Source organism: Mesorhizobium sp. M6A.T.Cr.TU.014.01.1.1 (genome assembly GCF_004022765.1).
Taxonomy (GTDB): domain Bacteria; phylum Pseudomonadota; class Alphaproteobacteria; order Rhizobiales; family Rhizobiaceae; genus Mesorhizobium; species Mesorhizobium mediterraneum.
The window spans coordinates 308,303-326,474 of sequence record NZ_RZPG01000003.1; the positions used below are offsets into that span (position 1 = coordinate 308,303).

16 protein-coding genes are annotated in these 18,172 nt (G+C 63.5%); 7 read left to right on the forward strand and 9 right to left on the reverse strand.

Annotation, left to right across the window (positions count from 1 at the left end):
* The first annotated feature begins 143 nt into the window (after positions 1-143).
* From EN885_RS06445 to EN885_RS06460, 4 genes are all read left to right on the forward strand, one after another.
* Positions 144-398 (forward strand): DUF4212 domain-containing protein, encoded by a 255-nt coding sequence (locus tag EN885_RS06445; RefSeq protein WP_095484984.1) that lies wholly within the window; start codon positions 144-146, stop codon positions 396-398.
* Between the two features lie 14 nt (positions 399-412).
* Complete coding sequence (locus EN885_RS06450; RefSeq protein WP_126104410.1) at positions 413-2,278, forward strand: sodium:solute symporter family protein; 1,866 nt, start codon at positions 413-415, stop codon at positions 2,276-2,278.
* Positions 2,279-2,385: 107 nt separating this feature from the next.
* Complete coding sequence (locus tag EN885_RS06455; RefSeq protein ID WP_095484982.1) at positions 2,386-2,694, forward strand: YggT family protein; 309 nt, start codon at positions 2,386-2,388, stop codon at positions 2,692-2,694.
* 4 nt (positions 2,695-2,698) lie between these two features.
* Positions 2,699-3,019 carry a hypothetical protein gene (locus EN885_RS06460; RefSeq protein WP_126104409.1) on the forward strand — a complete coding sequence of 107 codons (321 nt, stop codon included), beginning with the start codon at positions 2,699-2,701 and terminating at the stop codon, positions 3,017-3,019.
* A gap of 24 nt (positions 3,020-3,043) precedes the next feature.
* Here EN885_RS06460 and EN885_RS06465 read toward each other — a convergent pair whose 3' ends face one another.
* Entirely contained in the window at positions 3,044-4,024 is a 981-nt protein-coding gene (locus tag EN885_RS06465) for an AraC family transcriptional regulator (RefSeq protein ID WP_128243522.1), read from the reverse strand.
* 243 nt (positions 4,025-4,267) lie between these two features.
* On the opposite strand from EN885_RS06465, the gene EN885_RS06470 reads away from it, so the two are divergent.
* The 3 genes from EN885_RS06470 (at position 4,268) to EN885_RS06480 (ending at position 7,971) form a co-directional block, all read left to right on the forward strand.
* Positions 4,268-4,720, forward strand: coding sequence for a (2Fe-2S)-binding protein (locus EN885_RS06470; RefSeq protein WP_128243521.1), 453 nt, complete (start codon positions 4,268-4,270; stop codon positions 4,718-4,720).
* 3 nt (positions 4,721-4,723) lie between these two features.
* On the forward strand, positions 4,724-6,943 hold the full coding sequence (locus EN885_RS06475; protein ID WP_128243520.1) for a molybdopterin cofactor-binding domain-containing protein: 2,220 nt from the start codon (positions 4,724-4,726) through the stop codon (positions 6,941-6,943).
* Between the two features lie 143 nt (positions 6,944-7,086).
* Positions 7,087-7,971 carry an NmrA family NAD(P)-binding protein gene (locus EN885_RS06480; protein WP_128243519.1) on the forward strand — a complete coding sequence of 295 codons (885 nt, stop codon included), beginning with the start codon at positions 7,087-7,089 and terminating at the stop codon, positions 7,969-7,971.
* Positions 7,972-7,994: 23 nt separating this feature from the next.
* On the opposite strand, the gene EN885_RS06485 is transcribed toward EN885_RS06480, so the two are convergent.
* The 8 genes from EN885_RS06485 to EN885_RS06525 all read right to left on the reverse strand — a co-directional run bounded on the left by EN885_RS06485 (position 7,995) and on the right by EN885_RS06525 (position 18,171).
* On the reverse strand, positions 7,995-8,939 hold the full coding sequence (locus EN885_RS06485; protein WP_128243518.1) for an ABC transporter permease: 945 nt from the start codon (positions 8,937-8,939) through the stop codon (positions 7,995-7,997).
* Positions 8,936-9,991 (reverse strand): ABC transporter permease, encoded by a 1,056-nt coding sequence (locus EN885_RS06490; protein ID WP_128243517.1) that lies wholly within the window; start codon positions 9,989-9,991, stop codon positions 8,936-8,938. The genes EN885_RS06485 and EN885_RS06490 overlap by 4 nt, the downstream gene beginning before the upstream one ends.
* Complete coding sequence (locus tag EN885_RS06495; protein ID WP_128243550.1) at positions 9,991-11,481, reverse strand: ABC transporter ATP-binding protein; 1,491 nt, start codon at positions 11,479-11,481, stop codon at positions 9,991-9,993. Before EN885_RS06495 ends, EN885_RS06490 begins: the two co-directional genes overlap by 1 nt.
* A 277-nt stretch (positions 11,482-11,758) precedes the next feature.
* The gene (locus tag EN885_RS06505) at positions 11,759-12,790 is read right to left on the reverse strand and encodes a BMP family protein (RefSeq protein ID WP_128243516.1); all 1,032 of its coding nucleotides are present in this window, start codon (positions 12,788-12,790) and stop codon (positions 11,759-11,761) included.
* A gap of 160 nt (positions 12,791-12,950) precedes the next feature.
* Positions 12,951-14,156 carry a 3-oxoadipyl-CoA thiolase gene (gene pcaF / locus EN885_RS06510; protein ID WP_128243515.1) on the reverse strand — a complete coding sequence of 402 codons (1,206 nt, stop codon included), beginning with the start codon at positions 14,154-14,156 and terminating at the stop codon, positions 12,951-12,953.
* A 52-nt stretch (positions 14,157-14,208) separates the two neighbouring features.
* Positions 14,209-15,498 (reverse strand): FAD-binding oxidoreductase, encoded by a 1,290-nt coding sequence (locus tag EN885_RS06515; protein ID WP_128243514.1) that lies wholly within the window; start codon positions 15,496-15,498, stop codon positions 14,209-14,211.
* Positions 15,498-16,883 (reverse strand): glutamine synthetase family protein, encoded by a 1,386-nt coding sequence (locus EN885_RS06520; RefSeq protein ID WP_164547079.1) that lies wholly within the window; start codon positions 16,881-16,883, stop codon positions 15,498-15,500. The genes EN885_RS06515 and EN885_RS06520 overlap by 1 nt, the downstream gene beginning before the upstream one ends.
* A 4-nt stretch (positions 16,884-16,887) precedes the next feature.
* Positions 16,888-18,171: a glycosyltransferase gene (locus EN885_RS06525; RefSeq protein WP_126104400.1), complete on the reverse strand. Its 1,284-nt coding sequence runs from the start codon at positions 18,169-18,171 to the stop codon at positions 16,888-16,890.
* Position 18,172 lies beyond the last annotated feature (1 nt).

The window sequence follows — 18,172 nt, forward strand, 5'->3', positions numbered from 1 at the left end:
CCTATAAAGTTACGGTCGGCTGATTCTATACCTGGCCGCAACATATGCCGGAGGACTTCCGCGCTAGCGGAAGAGGCAAGCTTTAAACGGCGCCTTGCGCTCGAGACGGTTCGCAAGCTGCCAACCAAGGGAGGTTCAACGCTATGGCGACGCCAGACCGCGTAAGTTATTGGAACAAGACCAAGAGTCTCATGTTCGTCATGCTGGGACTGTGGGTGTTCTTCGGTTACGTCATCCACATGTTCGTGGAGCAACTCAACACCATCGTCATTTTTGGCTTTCCGCTCGGTTTCTACATGGCCGCTCAGGGCTCGCTCATCGCCTTCGTCGTCATGCTGTTCTGGTTCGCACGGCGCCAGAACGCGATCGACGAAGAGCATCATGTCAATGAAGAATGATTGGGGGGGCTTCAATGGCTAACACGACAGCGACTACGGCAGGCGGAGGCGATTTCACCTCCAACCTCGGCCGCATCTACGGCATCTACACCGGCGGCTTCATAGCCTTCATCATCCTGATGGCTATCTTGAGCGCCTTGGGTGTCGAAAACGTTGTAATCGGCTACCTGTTCATGGGCTTTACCATCGTCATCTACGCGGTGATCGGCGTCCTGAGCCGCACCATGCATGTTGGCGAATATTACGTCGCCGGGCGGCGCGTGCCGGCGCTCTACAACGGCATGGCGACCGGCGCCGATTGGATGTCGGCGGCTTCCTTCATCGGTATGGCCGGTTCGCTCTACCTGCTCGGCTATGACGGCCTCGGCTTCGTGCTCGGCTGGACCGGCGGCTACGTGCTCGTGGCCATCCTCGTTGCACCCTATCTGCGCAAGTTCGGCGCCTACACGGTTCCCGACTTCCTGTCGGCGCGCTATGGCGGCAATCTTGCCCGTCTGATCGGCGTGGTCGTTCTGTTCTCCTGCTCGTTCACCTATGTGGTCGCGCAGATTTTCGGCACCGGGCTGATCTCGGCCCGCTTCCTGGGAATCGACTTCAACGTCGCAGTCTATGTCGGCCTCGCCGGCATTCTGGTCTGCTCGATGCTCGGCGGCATGCGCGCCGTCACCTGGACGCAGGTCGCACAGTACATCGTGCTGATCATCGCCTATCTCATCCCTGTCATCTGGATGTCGACGGTGAAGACCGGCGTGCCGATCCCGCAATTGATGCAGGGCCAGGCGCTGGCGAACATCACCGCGCTTGAGACGGCGCAGGGCATCACGGTGCACCACATCACGCCATTCGTGCATGGTGGCTATGATGCCAAGAACTACTTCCTGCTGATCCTCTGCCTGATGGTCGGAACGGCGTCACTGCCGCACGTCCTGATGCGATACTTCACCACCCCGTCGGTGCGTGAGGCGCGCGTTTCGGTCGCCTGGTCGCTGCTGTTCATCTTCATCCTCTACTTCACGGCGCCCGCCTATGCGGCGTTCGCCAAGTGGACGATGCTCGACCTGGTGGCGTCCGGCCTGACGCCTGAAAACATCTCGGAGAAAGCCGGATGGATGATGCGCTGGGCCGCTGCCGACAATACGCTCGTGCAGATTTGCGGCAAAGCGGCGACAGACACCGCGGCGATCGTCGCGGCCTGCGCCGAAAAGGGCGTGACGGCACTTTCGTTTGCCGATATCAACCTCAACGCCGACATGATCGTGCTGGCCACGCCGGAAATGGCCGGCATGCCTTACGTCATCTCGGGCCTCGTCGCCGCCGGTGGTCTTGCCGCCGCGCTGTCGACGGCGGACGGCCTGCTGCTGGCCATCGCCAACGCGCTCAGCCACGACATCTACTACAAGATGATCGACCAGAACGCGCCGACGTCGCGGCGTCTGATCGTGTCGCGCATCTTGCTGGTTATGGTCGCGGTGCTGGCTGCTTACGTCGCATCGACCAAGCCGTCGGACATCCTGTCGATGGTGTCGTGGGCGTTCTCGCTTGCAGCCGGCGGGCTCTTCCCAGCCCTGGTGCTCGGCGTTTGGTGGAAGCGGGCCAATTCGGCTGGCGCTGTCGCCGGCATGATCGCTGGCTTCGGCATCACCATCTTCTATCTCGTCATGACGCAGTACGGCGCCGACTTCGACAAGGCGACGCCCAATATGGAACTGTGGTGGGGCGTGAAGAACATTTCGTCGGCGGCCTTTGGTCTGCCGGTGGGCTTCGCCGTGATGATCATCGTCAGCCTTCTCACCAAGGCGCCGTCCCGGGATATGCAGGATTTCATCGAGGAAATCCGTGTGCCTCGCGGCAAGCAGATGATGGAAGAAAAGATCGCCTGATCTCGCATAGCGATCGGCGCTCGAGGCGGGGTCCGGCGACGGACCCCGCTTTCATTTCGGGGGCGTCGCTGGCATAACGCGGCGCCGCCGCTCCTTGGAAAATCCACATGAACGATTTCTGGTCTTACTGGTATTTCCACCTACCGAATTTCATCCTTGCCGCGGTGATGTACACGCTGATGGGGCGTCTCCTGCTCGGCCTCTTCGTGCCCGAAAGCTGGGACAACTACATCTGGCGCTTCTTCAAGACCGTCACCGACCCATTCCTGCGGATCGTGCGGACCGTCACGCCGTCGATCCTGACCCAGCCGGTTGTGATCGTCTTCAGCGTGCTCTGGCTTATGGCCTTGCGCATCAGCTATCTCGTCTTGCTGATCAATTTCGGCATCGCGCCGATGACTTCACAGGGGGGTTGAGGCGATGGACAGAAACGCTCTTGTGCCTGTCATGGCGGTCGCAATCGTCAACGGTATCTTTTCGCCTTGGGTGCTGATGGTGTTCCTGTTCTATCCGGTTTGGTATCCGGCCTGGGCGCCCCCCCTAAGTCAGATCGTCTACATGGCAAGTGCGCTGATCCTGTCGACGATAACCATCATGCTCGCCGGCGTGCCGGCCGCGCTCTATGAGCGTTGGTCGGCGCAGCCCAGAAGCATCGTCGTCTCGTCCATCTGGCTTGCCGGCACGGTTTTGTTGACGCTGCCGGCGCTGCCGAATGTGGTGCGGGCGCTAAGCGGCGGCTGAGATTTCCCTTCGGCTCGGGCCGGATCAACCGGCTTTCAGCCAGCGGGCAGCGGCCGTGTCCTCTGGGCGCGTGTTGAACGTTGAAGGGGAAGCGGGGTTCCGGCCACGGCCATATTGCCGTGGTGTGCAGTTCATGACCCTCTTGAAGGCCGTGCTGAAGGCGCTTTCGGATTCGTAGCCGAGCGACAGGGCAATGACGGAAATTGGGTCGCTGGAATTCGCCAGCCTGTCTCCCGCCAGCAGCATTCGCCAGCTGGTCAGGTACTCCATCGGTGACGTCCCAACCATCTCCTTGAACTTCAGGGCAAAGGTCGATCGCGACATGCCGGCACGCGCCGCCAGCTCCTGCAATGTCCAGCGATGCGCCGGATCGTCGTGGATGGCGTTGATCGCAGCAGCCATCTGTTTATCTGCCAGGGCGAAAAACCATCCAACGCCTCCTCCCAGCCCTTCCGCCAGATGCAGGCGCAAGGCCTGGACCAGCATCATGTGGGCGAGGTGTTGCGCGACCAGGAAACCGCCCGGCTGCGGCTCGTGCAGTTCCTGCATCATCCGCTCCACCGACCAGCGCAGCGCCGCCTGATCCGTTTCTTTCCGGATATGCACGATGGGCGGCAGCATGCCCAGCAGCATGCCGGCATGATTGCCACTGACAGCGAAGCGGCTGCCGACAAGAAAGAAATCACCGCCGCCATTATACGTCACGACACCGCCAGCCCGCGCGGGGGGAAAAATCGTGCCGGCTCCGACAGGCGTCAAAGTCATGTCGCTTGCGAGGCGGAAAGGCCGCCCGCTCGGCAGCACGAAGCAGTCCCCCTTCTCCACCCGCACCGCATCGGCAACGCCTTCCACTGACAGCCAGCACCCGCCGGAAACCACAGCGTAGCATTTGATAAGTTCGTGCTGGTCGGAGAACTGGATCGACCAGTTTCCACCCGCGTCGAAGCCGGCGGACACATAACTGCGCGGCTTTAGCAGCGACAGCACATCTGAGAGCGGATCCATGGGCGTCCCGGACGATTGCGAAGATAATACGGACTTTACAGCATAGATCGCATTTCCTCAACAGGCTATTTTATAACAACGTCTCCGACGATGTGGAAACATCTGAAGTAATAATCAAATTCTTGAAATATTCATGATGGCATAGTCGTGGATAGTACAGAAATGTTTACGGATAGAGCGGATAACGTTGCCATCATCACTGGAAGAAATCCGATGATTGCGCCGGTTAAGGGAACAATAGCCATGACAGCGTTCACGATCAATGGACGGGCGGTGGATCTCGCCGCCGAGCCAGATACCCCGCTTCTATGGGTGATACGGGAGCATCTGAAACTCACCGGCACCAAATTCGGCTGCGGCATCGCGCAATGTGGCGCCTGCACCGTTCACGTCGACGGCGAGCCGACGCGCTCCTGCGTGACCATGCTTCAGGACGTGGCCGGAATGGAGGTGACGACGATCGAAGGCCTGTCGCCGGATGCCAGCCATCCGCTGCAGCAAGCCTGGATCGCCGAGCAGGTGCCGCAATGCGGCTATTGCCAGTCCGGGCAGATCATGCAGGCCGCGGCGCTCCTCAAGAGCAACCCCGACCCCACCCGCGATCAGATCGTCGAACACATGGACGGCAACATCTGCCGCTGCGGAACCTATGTGCGCATCATCAGCGCCATTCAGCGCGCCGCACGGGAGGCCTGAGCCATGACCGAGACATTGCAGCTGCACACCAGAGCGCTGTCGCGGCGCAGCTTCCTCATCACAGCCGGTGCCACCGGCATCGCAGTTGCATTCGGAGGCCTGCTCCAGGATGCCTCGGGCGCCAGCATTGCGCCGACGGTCGAGGGCAGTTACCGGCCAAACGCCTGGCTGACCATCGCCGCCGACGGCACCGTGACCATCATGTCACCCGCATCCGAGATGGGGCAGGGTATCATGACGACGCTGCCGCTGCTCATCGCCGAGGACATGGATGCCGATTGGCACAAGGTTCGCGTCGTCCAGGCCCCGTCCGACGCGGAAAAGTACGGCAACCCTGGCTTTTACGGCGTGCAGCTCACCGGCGGCAGCGAATCCACGCGGGGCTATTACAAAATGTTGCGCCTGGTCGGCGCCCAGACCCGCAAGATCATACTGGCAAGTGCCGCCGACATGCTCAACGTTCCGGTGAGCGAACTCACCACGGAGCCCAACCGAGTCGTGCACGCGCGGTCGGGCCGCTCGCTGGAGTATGGCGAGGTCGCCGCGGCCGGCGCGCTTCCGGATCCGCTGCCGCAGGCGACGGACGCCGATCTGAAGCCGAGCGATCAGTGGCGCTATATCGGAAATCTGACGGTGCCGCGCATCGACATACCCTCGAAGGTCGACGGCACCGCGATCTTCGGCATCGACGTGCAGCTTCCGGACATGCTGTACGGAGCGGTGCTGCGGGCGCCCGTTCAGGGCGAGCAGCCGGCAACCATCGACGATGCCGAAGCCAGGACCGTGCCGGGCATCACGCACATCGTGCCGCTGCCTTACGGCGTCGGCATCATCGGCGAAACGGTCGAGGCGACGAAGCGGGCCAAGGATCTGCTCAAAATCGTGTGGACCACGTCGTCGCGGATCCGCAATTACACCAGCGATCGGCTTTTGGAAGAGTATCGCCGCATTGGCCGCGACCTCGCCCAAAGCGGCGTCAGCGCTGCCACGGAAGGAGATGCACAGACCGCGATCTCGAAGGCCGCAACGGTCATCGCGGTCGATTACATGAGCGACCATGTTCACCATGCGACGATGGAGCCGATGAACGCCACGGCGCTCGTGGCGGGCGATACGGTCGAAATCTGGGCTCCGACGCAAGGCCCAACAGGCACCCAGGGCTTTGCCGCGGAGGTGGCCGGCACCACCCCTGACAAGGTCAAGGTGAACACCACCCTGCTCGGCGGCGGTTTTGGCCGCAAAGCCGAGGCCGACTTCATCATCGATGCAGTGTCGCTCGCCAAGGCGGTGCAGGGCCGCCCGGTCAAGGTCATCTGGAGCCGCGAAGACGACGTCCAGCATGGCAAGTACCGGCCGCTCGAAGCGCAACATGTGCAGGTCGGGCTCGACGGCGACGGCAACATTATCGGCTGGCGGCACCGCATCGTGGCGGATTCCATTTTTGCCCGCACGATGCCTCAACTGTTCGAGAGCGAAGGCGGCCACGACAGTGTGGTGACCGAGGGCGCGCATTTCAACTATGCCGTCCCTGCGCATCAGATCGAGTATATCCGTAGGGATAATGGCCTAGACATAGGCTTCTGGTTCGGGGTCGGCGTTGGCTACACCAGGTTCGGCATCGAATGTGTCATCGACGAAATCGCGACCGCCAAGGGGGTCGATCCTGTGGCGCTTCGGCTGGAGCTCCTGAAGGACCAGCCGCGGGCGCGCAAGGTCATCGAGACCGTCGCCCAGATGGCGGAATGGGACCGCCAACGCGACGGGCGGGCGCTGGGTGTCGCCTATTCCGATGCCTTTGGCTCCCACTGCGCTGAGATCGCCGAGGTCTCGCTTGATCGCGAGACCGGCGAGATCCGCGTGCACACCGTATGGTGCGCTGTCGATCCGGGAATAGCGGTACAACCGCGCAACATCGAAGCGCTGATGATTACCGGGATCACAGGCGGTGCCAGCCATGCCTTGTTCGAGCAGATCAACATCGTCGATGGCGAGGTGCAGGAAACAAACTTCGACACCTATCGGGTGATACGCATGTCCGAGGCGCCCGATATCCAGGTTACCGTGATTCCAACGCCCGAGAATCCGATCGGAGGCGTCGGCCAGGTCGGCCTGCCGCCGATCGGTCCGGCGATCGCCAACGCGGTGGCGCGGCTCACCGGCGGCGTGCGGCTCCGGCACTATCCGTTCCTGCCGGAGCGGGTGCTGGCGGCGCTCAACGCCTGAATTTAGAGGTGCTCACTCTCGCCCCGTTGCGCTCATGGCGGTCGTCTGAGTGACTCAGGCGACCGCCATCGGCGAGGGAACGCGAGAGTTACCTATCCCCGTCGATCGCGAAATACGGCCACGACAGCAAGTCAGAGATTCATATGATCGTCGTCACCACACCCACAGGCAGCATCGGCCGCCAAGTCCTCGAGACTCTCCTCGACAGCGGCGGACCCGTCCGCGTGATCGCGCGCGATCCCTCCCGTCTGTCCTCGCACACACGCGAGCGCGTCGAGGTGGTGCAGGGGTCGCACGGCGACATCGGCATCGTCAACGAGGCGTTCGCTGGCGCCGACGCCGTGTTCTGGCTGGTGCCCCCAAACGTCCACGCCGAGAACGTCGAGGCAGCCTATGTGGATTTCAGCCGGCCGGCATGCGACGCGATCAAGAGCCGGGGAGTGAAACGGGTGGTCGCGGTGTCGGCCCTTGGCCACGGGACGGCGGTGGCCGGGAAGGCCGGACATGTGTCGGCGTCGCTGGCAATGGACGATCTGATTGCGAGCACGGGCGTGAGCTACCGGGCGCTGACGATGCCTTCGTTCATGGACAACATCTTGCGCCAGGTGGTGCCGATCAAGAACCAGGGCATGTTCTTCTGGCCAATCTCCGGGAACCGCAAGCTCCCTACCTGCGCCACCCGCGACATTGCCGCTGCCGCCGCCAAGCTGCTGCTCGACCCCACCTGGAGCGGACAAGACCGTGTCCCAATCCTCGGCCCAGAGGACCTGTCCTTCAACGACATGGCGCAGATCATGTCGCAGGTGCTGGGAAAACCAGTACGCTTTGAGCAGGTCTCCTTCGAGGCATTCAGAGCGGGTTTCATCGAGCGCGGCGCCTCCGAGGCTTTCGCGCAGGCCATGGTCGACATGCTGGAGGCCAAGAACGAGGGCCTCGACAATGCCGAGCCGCGTACACCACAGTCCACCACACCCACCAGCTTCCGCCAATGGTGCGAGGAAGTACTGAAGCCCGCTGTCGCCAGCTAAGGACCCGGCATTTCGCCTGGCTGTCAGCGTTCTTCCCGGCGAAACGGTTTGAGCAACGCCGAAGGAGCGACGGCGTTGCGAGACATAACCGCCATGGCGACGATGGTGAAGATGAAGGGCAGCATCAGGAACGCCTCATAGGGGATATGGCCGAGTCCGCTCGCCTGCATGCGCAATTGCAAGGCATCGACGAAGGCGAACAGCAAGGCGGCCCCCGCCGAACGCCAGGGGTCCCAGCGGCCGAAGACGACGAGCGCGATCGCCACCCAGCCGCGCCCTGAAACGAGGCCGAAGGTGAAAGCGTTGAACTGCACCATCGACAGGAAGGCGCCAGCCAGCCCCATCAAGGCGCCGCCGAGAATGACTGCCTGGAAGCGTGTCGCAATGACGCTGACGCCGGCCGAGTCGGCGGCGCGCGGATTTTCGCCGACCATGCGCACCGACAGGCCCCATGGTGTCCGGTAGAGAACGAAGGCGGCCAGGGGAACCGCAAGGATCGCCATGTAGACCAGCGAAAACTGGTTGAACACCGCCGGCCCGAGCACCGGGATGTCGGAGAGAAAAGGAATCGGCAGCGTTTCGAAACTCTTGATGCTGGGCGGCACCGATTGCTGGCCGAAGATCAGCCGGTAGAGGAAATAGGCAAGCCCCGATGAGAACAGTGTCACGCCGATGCCGCAGACATGCTGGCTGAGGCCGAGAGCCACCGTAAACAGCGCATGCAGGGCACCCATCAGCGCACCGGTGACAACTGCCGCCAGCACGCCGAGCCACAGGCTGCCGCTGAGGCTGGTCGCGGTGAAGCCGGTCATCGCCGACAACAGCATGATGCCTTCGATGCCGAGATTGAGCACGCCGGCCCGCTCGGAGAACATCTCGCCCAACGTCGCAAAAGCCAATGGCGTGGCAATGCGGATGATCGCGGCCAGGAAGCCGACCTGAAAGATCTGTTCGAGCACCACGTTCATTTGGCTGTCCCCACGCGGCGGATGCGGTAGGCGGTGAACAGCAGCGCCACCAACATGGCGAGCAGCGCGGTTCCCTGGATGACGTCGCTGAGGAAGGCAGGAACGCCGGTGGCCCGCGACATCGCCTCGGCGCCGGTCATGACGGCGGCGAGGAAGATCGCCGCCGGCACCACGCCGAGCGGATTGAGCCTCGCCAGCATGGCGACGACGATACCGGAATAGCCGTAGCCCGGCGAGATGTCGCTCATCACCTGGAAATGCACGCCGCCGACCTCGCCGACGCCGGCAAGTCCGGCGAGCGCCCCGGACAGCAGCGCCGTCGAGATCAGCACGCGCTCGACATGAATGCCGCCATAGCGCGCCGCCTCGGGATTCTCGCCTATGACCCTGATCCTGAAGCCGAGCGTCGTGCGCATCACCAGGAACCAGATGACCGGCGCAGCAAGGAACGCCGCCACGACGCCGAGATGCAGCCGCGTGCCTTCGAGCAGCACCGGGAAATTCGCTGAATCCTCGATCGGCGGTGAGATCGGGTAGCCGCTGAAACTGTCTTTCCACGGGCCTTCGATCAGCGCCATCAGGGCGTAGAAGATGACCGAATTGAGCAGCAGTGAGCTGACCACGTCATCAACCCTGAATTTTACGCGCAGCGTCGCCGGCACCAAGGCGACCGCAGCGCCGGCTGCAGCACCCGCCACTGCCATGAGAAGTATGGCGAGCGGCCCCGGCATCGGAATGGCGCCGACCGCGCAGCTCGCCACCGCGCCGGCAAGTAACTGCCCCTCGGCGCCGATGTTCCAGAATTTGGCGCGGAAGGCGACGGCGATGGCAAGCCCGGTGAAGATCATCGGTGCTGCACGCACCAGCGTTTCGGTGATTGCATAGCTGTCGCCGAGCGACGCCGAGAACATCACGCCATAGGCCTCGATCACGCCGGCGCCGGCCAGCGCGATCAGACCGCTGCACAGCACCAGCGTCGCCCCGATCGCCAGCAGCGGCAGAGCCAGATTGAACCAGGCGGGCGTGCTGGTGCGGGTTTCCAAGCGGAACATCAACTATGGCCCTCCGCCCCGGTCATCATCAGGCCGAGCCGTGCGATGGTGGCGTCGGCGCTGTCCAGCGTGCCGACGATGCGTCCCTCATACATCGCCGCAATGCGGTCGCAGAGCATGAGCAGCTCTTCGAGATCCTCGCCGATGACGATGATGCCGCAACCCTTGGCACGCATGTCGAGGAACTTTTCATGGATAAAGCGCGCCGCACCGATGTCGAGGCCACGCGTCGGCTGCGACACGATCAGCACCTTCGGATCGAAGGCAAGTTCGCGCGCCAGCAGCGCCTTTTGCAGATTGCCGCCGGACAGGGCGCCTGCCCGCGTCATCGGCCCGGGGCAGCGTATGTCATAGGCCTTGATCTGCGCCTCGGCGAAGGCGCGGATCGCGTCGGGCCTGAGCAAGCCGTTGCGGCTGAATGCCCCCGTGCCGATGCGCGGCAGCACCATCGAATCGGCGAGCGGCAGGTTGGTGACCAGACCGGTCGTCATGCGGTCTTCCGGAATGCGTCCGAGACCGAGCGCCTGCACCTCGCGCGGCGAAAACCGCGAGACAATTTTGCCGGCTATCGTCATCCGGCCGGCATCGGGCGCACGAATGCCGGAGATCACCTCCGCCAGCGCTCGCTGGCCATTACCCGAGACACCGGCAATGCCGAGGATCTCGCCGGCACGCACAGAGAGCGACACGTCACGCAGCGCCATGCCGGAATGATGCGACGTCGAGATGCCGTCCAGGGTCAGCACCGCGGCACCCGGCGTCGATGGTCCCCTGGCCGGCGGAACGATCTCGTGGCCGCACATCAGTCGCGCCATTTCCGAGGACGTCGTGCTGGCAGGTGCGTCGACGCGGCCGGCAACGCGGCCATGCCGCAACACGACACAGCGATGGGTCAGCGCGCGCACCTCGTTGAGCTTGTGCGAGATGAAGATGATGCCAAGGCCCTGGGCCGCCATCGACCGCAGCGCCGAAAACAGACCGTCGACCTCGGTTGGCGCCAGCACCGCCGTCGGCTCGTCGAGGATCAGCAGCCTTGCGCCGCGAAACAGCGCCTTGACGATTTCGAGCCGCTGCTGCTCGCCGACCGACAGCGCCGAGACGGGAAGCTCCGGATCCAGCGCGAGCCCGTGCTGCCGGCCGATCTCGGCGAGCCGCGCCAGCCCGCCGGCGCGATCGATCCGGCCCGACTTTCCGGGAATGCCGATCAGCAGGTTTTCCAGCACCGAAAGCCGCGGCGCCAGATGGAAATGCTGGTGCACCATGCCGATACCGGCGGCAAGCGCATCGGCCGAACTGTTGATCGTCACCGGCCGGCCCTGGACCAGGATGTCGCCGGCATCGGGCGCATAGGCGCCGAACAGCACGTTCATCAGCGTCGTCTTGCCGGCGCCGTTTTCACCCAGCAGCCCGAGAATTTCACCGGGTGCCACGCTCAGATCGACGGCTTCGTTTGCCTTGACGGCGCCGAAGCTCTTGGAGATGCCACGCATTTCGATGAGTGGGGCGGGCCTCGGCACGGGTGCTCCTGATCGGAATTGGCTCTACGATTCAGCTTTGATCGACGGGATGCGCCGCACCCCCCTCTGGCCTGCCGGCCATCTCCCCCTCAAGGGGGGAGATTGGATGTCACTTCGGCTTTCGCAAATCGTCAACGCTGAAGAAAAGGCGCTGTCGGCGAAGCTGCAAATCTCCCCCCTTGAGGGGGAGATGGCCGGCAGGCCAGAGGGGGGGTGCGACAAGCGCCAGACCCCCAAAAAAGACAGCGCTCTAATCCGAAACCGGCGTATTCTCATCCACATCGACGCGGAAATTGCCGTCAAGAATTTCGGCCTTTTTCTTCTCGACCAGCTGCTTGACGTCGGCGGGCAGCGTCTTATCGAACTTGTGGTAGGGCGCCAGAAAGGAGCCGCCCTTAGCCATGCGCGAGAAATCGCCGTAATCCTGCGCGGTGAAGACCCCTGCCTTGACCAGCTTGATCGCGTGCTCGACCGTCGGATACATGTCCCAGACCGGGCCGGTGATCACCGTGTCCGGGCCGAGGCTCGACTGGTCGGACATGTTGGAGATGGCGAGGATTTTCCTCTCGACCGCCGCTTCGATGACGCCGAAGCGTTCGGCATAGATCACGTCGACGCCGGCGTCGATCTGGGCGATAGCCGCTTCCTTCGCCTTTGGCGGGTCGAAGAAAGAGCCGATGAAAGCGACCTTCCTCTTGATATCCGGATTGACTTCCCTGGCGCCGGCGAAGAAGGCGTTGACCAGCCGGTTGACCTCAGGAATGCCCATCGCCGCGACGGCGCCGATCGTGCCTGATTTCGACATCTTTCCGGCGATCAGGCCCGAGAGATAGGCCGGCTCGTGGATCCAGTTGTCGAAGACTGCGAAATTCGGCTCGGCCGGCCCGGCGCCGGAGCCGAACAGGAAGGCGACCTTCGGAAATTGCTTGGCGGTTCGGCGGGATTCGCGCTCGGCGGCGAAAGCATCGCCGAGAACCAGCTCATAGCCGCCTTGCGCATATTCGCGCATGACCCGGCTGAAATCGGCCGATTGCACCTTCTCCGACCATTTGTACTCGATGCCGAGTTCCTTCTCGGCCCTCTGCAGGGCGACATGGATCTGGTGGTCCCATGGCTCCTCGATCGGCGTGGCGAAGATCGCCGCCACCTTCAGCTTCTTGTCCTGCGCCAAGGCACTGCCCGGCAGCATGGCTGCTGCCAAGCCTAGCGCGCCCAGCTCCAGCAAATTGCGTCGCGAAAGTCCTTCGCGTTTCGATTGGATTTTGCTCTTCCCATTTTCCATTGCATGCCCCTCTGATTGACGCCGTGTCGAGCCGGCTGTTTCTTTGAATTATCAGCGAGGGAACTATGGAACGGCGTCCGACCTTTGTCCACATGGTCAAATTTGCCGGGAAGCTGCAGGGCCGCGCCTCGCGGCGGCGACCGTTTGATTGCAGTTTGTTTTACAGCCTTTCCAGCGCCACGGCGATGCCTTGGCCGACGCCGATGCACATGGTGGCGAGCGCATAGCGGCCGCCGCGCTCGCGAAGCTCCAGCGCCGCGGTGCCTGATATGCGCGCACCCGACATGCCGAGCGGGTGGCCGAGCGCGATGGCGCCGCCATTCGGATTGACGTGCTCCACGTCCTCGGCAATGCCGAGTTGGCGAAGCACGGCGATGCCCTGGGAGGCAAAGGCTTCGTTGAGCTCGATGACGTCGAAATCTGTCGGCTTCAGACCGAGCCGGGCACACAGCTTCTGCGTCGCCGGCACAGGGCCGATACCCATGATGCGCGGCGCCACGCCGGCGGCCGCACCGCCGAGGATGCGGGCGATCGGCGTCAGGCCGTATTTCTTCACGGCGGCTTCCGAGGCGACGATCAGCGCCGCCGCGCCGTCATTGACGCCCGACGCGTTGCCGGCGGTGACCGTGCCGCCTTGCCGGAACGGCGTCGGCAATTTCGCCAGCGCCTCGATCGTCGTGCCGGCGCGGGGATGTTCATCTTTTTCCACAACGACCGGGTCGCCCTTGCGCTGCGCGATCGTCACCGGGGTGATTTCCTTGGCCAGCCGGCCATTGGCCTGCGCGGCGACCGCCTTGTCCTGACTGCGCACGGCAAAGGCATCCTGGTCCGCGCGGGAGATGGCGAACTCCTCAGCAACGTTCTCGCCGGTCTCCGGCATCGAATCGACACCGTATTGCTTCTTCATCAGCGGATTGACGAAACGCCAGCCGATGGTGGTGTCGTGGATCTCGGCATTGCGCGAAAACGCCGTCTCCGCCTTGGGCATGACGAACGGCGCGCGCGACATCGATTCGACGCCGCCCGCTATCATCAGCTCCGCCTCGCCCGCCTTGATGGCGCGCGCGGCGATGACCACCGCATCCATGCCGGAACCGCAGAGGCGATTGACGGTCGAGCCGGGAACCTCCTTGGGCAGTCCGGCGAGCAGCAGCGCCATGCGCGCCACATTGCGGTTGTCCTCGCCAGCCTGGTTGGCACAGCCATACATGACGTCATCGATATCAGCCCAGTCGATGCTGGGATTGCGCTCGACCAGCGCCCTCAGGGGTATCGCGCCAAGATCGTCGGCGCGGACCGACGCCAACTGCCCACCAAAGCGCCCGATCGGCGTGCGGATGTAGTCGCAGATGTAGGCTTCGGCCATCTATGCAGCTTTCTCTTTTGCGTTTCCCTGGTGCGGACTCACTTGCCGATCCTCAATGCTTGATGCGATCGCGCATGGCGTACCAAAGCATGCCGAGCACATACAGCGGACCGCGCAGGGCGGTGCCGCCAGGAAACGGCATTGGCCTCAGGGTCGAAAACAGATCCAACCGCGAAGCGTCGCCGGTGATCGCCTCGGCGAGCAGCTTTCCCGACAGCGTCGACAGGATCACGCCCTTGCCGGAATAGCCATGTGCAAAATAGACCTCGCCATAGTGGCCGACATCCGGCAGGCGCGATGTCGTCACCGAGACGAGCCCGCCCCAGGCATGGTCGATGCGGCGACCGCGCAATTGCGGAAAAGTGTTTTCCATATGCGGCCGCACGAAGCCGGCAATGTCGGTGGGCGGTGACGGCGTGTAGCGCTCGCCGCCACCGAACAGCAGGCGGCCATCCGCCGACAGCCGATAGTAGTTGACCACGAAGCGTGTGTCGGAAACGGCCACATTGCTTGGAATGACGTCGCTCGTGTCGTCCAGCGGCTCGGTCGCGATGATGTAGTTGCCGACCGGCATGATGCGGCTGTTGACGCGCGGCTCGAGCCCCTGGAGCAGCGCGTCGCCAGCCAGCACGACATGCTTGGCCCGGACCGAGCCTTTGGCCGTCGAAACCCTGATGGCTGGTTCCCGCTCCAGCCGCAGCGCCACCGAATTTTCGTGGATGGTGACGCCCGCCGCTGCCGCCGCGCGGGCAAGACCCAGCGTATAGTTCAGCGAATGCATATGGCCGCCGAGCTTCTCGTACATCGCGCCGTGATAGGGCGTGTTTACCATTCCGCGCGCCTGCGCTGCCGACAGCATCTCGATGTCATGAAAATTCATCACGGTGGCAAGGCACTCGGCCTCTTCTTCGAGGTCGCGCAGGTCGGAGCTATTGACCGCACCGGCGAGGTGGCCGGTCAGCCGGAGGTCGCAATCGATGGCGTGGCGCTCGATCAGGTCGAGCACCAGCCCGCGCGCCTCGAAGGCGAGGTCGAACAGCGCCCGCGCCCGTTCGGGCCCATAAAGCTTGACCAGACCCTTGGCGCCCTTGCGCAGGCCGGGGATGATCTGGCCGCCATTGCGCCCGGACGCCCCCCAGCCGATCTTGCCGCCTTCGAGCAGCACCACCTTCAGCCCGCGTTCGGCGGCATGAAGAGCCGCGGACAGGCCGGTGCAGCCGCCGCCGACCACCACCAGATCGGCGTCAACGTCGCCTTGCAGCGCCGGTTGATCGGGCGCCGGATTGGCCGTCGCGACGTAGTAGGACTTGCCGATATCCAGGCCGGAGTTGAAGCCCATCATCACACCTTGAGCAGCAGATGATCGCGTTCCCAGCTCGTGACGACGCTCTGGAACAAGTCGAGTTCGACGCTTTTGACGCGCAGATAGGTCTGGAAGAAATCCTCGCCGAGCAACTCCCGGACCGGACTGCACGCGGCGAAACGGTCGAGCGCCTCCTCCATGGTTTTCGGCAGCGTGCTCTTGCTGCGATAGGCGTTGCCCGATGCCTCTGGCGAGCGCGAGAGCTTTTCCTCGACGCCGAGATAGCCGCAGAGCAGCGAGCCGGCCATCGCCAGATAGGGATTGGAATCGGCGCCGGGCAGCCGGTTTTCCACCCGACGGGCGGCGCGCCCACCGGCCGGCACGCGCAGGCCGCAGGAGCGGTTGTCATGCGACCACTCGATGTTGGCCGGCGCGCTGTGGTTCGGCCGGATGCGGCGGAACGAATTCACGTTCGGTGCAAACAGCGGCATCACCTCGGGAATGTATTTCTGCAGGCCGCCGATGAAATGCCCAAACATATCGGTGTCGGCATCATCACGCCCGGCAAACAGCGTATTCCCGGCCTCGTCGATGACCGACATGTGGAGATGCATGGAGCTGCCGGCTTGTGCTGCGATCGGCTTGGCCATGAAGGTTGCATGCATGCCGAATTCCTGTGCGGCCTGGCGCGTCAACCGCTTGAACAGCAGCACCTTGTCGGCCAGCGGCAGCGCGTCGCCATGCAGGAAATTGATCTCGAGCTGCGCCGTGCCCGATTCATGGATCAGCGTGTCGAGCGGCAGCCCGGCCTTTGCGGCGTAGTCGTAGAGTCGCTGGATCACCGGCTCGAACTCCTCCAGCGCCGCCATGTCGTAGGGGTGCTGCACGGTTTCGGAGCGGCCATTGCGCCCGACCGGTGCTGTCAGCGGCCGATCAGGATCGGGATTGGGCGCGGTCAGGTAGAATTCGAGCTCAGGCGCCACCACCGCCCGCCATCCGCGCTGGCGATAGAGATCAAGCACGGCCCTTAGGACATGACGCGGCGAGGCCATCCACGGCCGATCGTCCATGTGAAACGCATCGGCAAAGACATAGGCTCTGCCTGCTCCGGCGCCAGGCGCAAGGCAGAGCGTCGCAACATCCGGCACCATCCGCATATCGGGGTCCTGGTAGCCAAAACCCTCGTCGTTGGAACCGGAATAGCGGCCGTCGATGCAGACCAGGAAGGCGCTGCTCGGCAGATAGAGCGCGCGATCCTCGAGTGACTTCAGCAGCTTGGCCGTCGGCAAGGTCTTGCCGCGCAACACGCCATTCACGTCCGGCACCAGGCACTCGACTTCCCTGATCCCCTGCTGCTCCAGCCATCCTTTCGGATCCTCCATTGGGGTCATTTCAGGTGCATCCGTTGTTGTGGTCTTGAGCATCAGGTCACGTCCTTACAAGGGCGAGAATGGCTTCGGCGGCGGCGTCCGTTCCCGGCGCCCGTGCCATGGTGGCGGCATTCTCCTTGAGACGAAAGCGCATTTCGCCGTCGGCCATTAGGCCAAGGATGGCATTTTCAAGTTCATCGTCGCTCCAGCCATCGCGGCTGAGGTGGCGGCCGACGCCGGTTTCCTCGGCACGTTGCGCATTGTCGTGCCCGTCCCAGCAATAGGACATGATCAGCGACGGCACGCCGAAACGCAGCGCTTCGCAAAAGCTGTTGTTGCCGCCGTGATGGATGAAGAGGTCGGATTTCGCAACAACCGATGGCTGCGGAAACCAGGCATCGAGATAGACATTGTCCGGAACCGCGCGATAGGTGTCGCGCAGACCGCCGACATTGACGATGAAGCGGGCCGGAAGCCGGTCGAACACGGCGAGCATGCGCTCGATCAGCCCGACATCCATGGCGCCCAGGCTGCCGAAGCTGAGATAGACCAGCGGCCCGTCATTACGCGGAAACACCGGCACATCGAACGGCCCTTCCGAGCGGACGCAGCCTTCGAGATAGACGAAGCGGGCCGGGTCGAGCGGCTCGGCGCGTTCCCGCCGCACGATCGTCGGGGTCAGCAGCAGATTGAGGTCGGGCGAAGCTTCGAGAAAAAGACCCTTCGGCAAGGACGCAAGATCGGCATCCGCCCGAAGCCGGTTGAACCGGTCATGGGCCGGAGCGACCGCTGCCAGATAGCGGGCCTCGAAGGCCGCGCGGCTCGGATCGTCGGCGGCGAGACCGGACAGATAGGGAGGCACATCGGGGTCGGGCAACTCGGTCTCGGCGCAGGAGACGACGCGCACCCATGGGCAGCCGGCGGAAGCCAGCGCCGGAAACATGATGACATTGTCGAGCACGACCGCGTCCGGCTTCAGCCGCGCCAGCAATTGGCGCAGCGGCGCCTCGGCATTGACGGCGGTGTCGACAATCGCTTCCCAGGTCGGGGCGACGTAGGTCTCGAGCTGGTCGATCGGGCTCAGCCTGAAATGCGGCAGATGCCGGCGCACGAAAGCCTGCCAATAGCTCTGGCGTTCGCTGTCGGTCAGCGGCTCGTCGGTCGGCAACTGGTATTCCTGAAAACCATAGTCGGCAAACACGCCGGAGAAGCCGGCATGGCAGATGAACACCGGCCGGGCGCCACGAGCGCGCAAGGCCTGCGCGATGCCGACGCAATTGAGCGCCGCGCCAAAGCTCGCTTCGGGAAACAGCGCGATGGTCGGGCTGGCTTTGCGCGTCACT

What these genes read in the sequence shown, in the direction of transcription:
- EN885_RS06445 (WP_095484984.1), top strand. Translation starts at nt 144, where the DNA reads ATGGCGACGCCAGACCGCGTAAGTTATTGGAACAAGACCAAGAGTCTC.
- EN885_RS06450 (WP_126104410.1), top strand. Translation starts at nt 413, where the DNA reads ATGGCTAACACGACAGCGACTACGGCAGGCGGAGGCGATTTCACCTCC.
- EN885_RS06455 (WP_095484982.1), top strand. Translation starts at nt 2,386, where the DNA reads ATGAACGATTTCTGGTCTTACTGGTATTTCCACCTACCGAATTTCATC.
- EN885_RS06460 (WP_126104409.1), top strand. Translation starts at nt 2,699, where the DNA reads ATGGACAGAAACGCTCTTGTGCCTGTCATGGCGGTCGCAATCGTCAAC.
- EN885_RS06465 (WP_128243522.1), bottom strand. Translation starts at nt 4,024, where the DNA reads ATGGATCCGCTCTCAGATGTGCTGTCGCTGCTAAAGCCGCGCAGTTAT.
- EN885_RS06470 (WP_128243521.1), top strand. Translation starts at nt 4,268, where the DNA reads ATGACAGCGTTCACGATCAATGGACGGGCGGTGGATCTCGCCGCCGAG.
- EN885_RS06475 (WP_128243520.1), top strand. Translation starts at nt 4,724, where the DNA reads ATGACCGAGACATTGCAGCTGCACACCAGAGCGCTGTCGCGGCGCAGC.
- EN885_RS06480 (WP_128243519.1), top strand. Translation starts at nt 7,087, where the DNA reads ATGATCGTCGTCACCACACCCACAGGCAGCATCGGCCGCCAAGTCCTC.
- EN885_RS06485 (WP_128243518.1), bottom strand. Translation starts at nt 8,939, where the DNA reads ATGAACGTGGTGCTCGAACAGATCTTTCAGGTCGGCTTCCTGGCCGCG.
- EN885_RS06490 (WP_128243517.1), bottom strand. Translation starts at nt 9,991, where the DNA reads ATGTTCCGCTTGGAAACCCGCACCAGCACGCCCGCCTGGTTCAATCTG.
- EN885_RS06495 (WP_128243550.1), bottom strand. Translation starts at nt 11,481, where the DNA reads ATGCGTGGCATCTCCAAGAGCTTCGGCGCCGTCAAGGCAAACGAAGCC.
- EN885_RS06505 (WP_128243516.1), bottom strand. Translation starts at nt 12,790, where the DNA reads ATGGAAAATGGGAAGAGCAAAATCCAATCGAAACGCGAAGGACTTTCG.
- pcaF (WP_128243515.1), bottom strand. Translation starts at nt 14,156, where the DNA reads ATGGCCGAAGCCTACATCTGCGACTACATCCGCACGCCGATCGGGCGC.
- EN885_RS06515 (WP_128243514.1), bottom strand. Translation starts at nt 15,498, where the DNA reads ATGATGGGCTTCAACTCCGGCCTGGATATCGGCAAGTCCTACTACGTC.
- EN885_RS06520 (WP_164547079.1), bottom strand. Translation starts at nt 16,883, where the DNA reads ATGCTCAAGACCACAACAACGGATGCACCTGAAATGACCCCAATGGAG.